This is a genomic window from Alkalihalophilus lindianensis (assembly GCF_032843265.1).
Classification (GTDB): domain Bacteria; phylum Bacillota; class Bacilli; order Bacillales; family Bacillaceae_D; genus Alkalihalophilus; species Alkalihalophilus lindianensis.
On record NZ_JAWJBA010001138.1, the window covers coordinates 1 to 230 of the forward strand.

The 230-nt window shown below is 40.9% G+C and carries 1 protein-coding gene; it reads right to left on the reverse strand.

Annotation, left to right across the window (positions count from 1 at the left end; translation table 11 throughout):
* Positions 1 to 230, reverse strand: a 230-nt coding sequence (locus RYX56_RS25635) for a GerAB/ArcD/ProY family transporter (protein ID WP_317124550.1), incomplete at both ends; no start/stop codon positions are given.

Here is a 230-nt window from a genome sequence, read left to right on the forward strand (position 1 = left end):
GCAAGTTTGGAGAAAAACGCCGGAAGCCAAACCGCTACAATGACTAAATCAAGTCTGTCAAGAAAATCAGTTAAATTGATTTGCTGGACTAGGATATAGGAAGGATAGGTGGCTTCCCTTACTATTTTCGTCCCTAAAACAACAATCGCCAGAAATAGGATAAGGAAAAACAAAAATAAGCCTAGTGCAGTTCCGGTAATAACCGCTTTTCTTGCCGCTTTAAGCGGAGT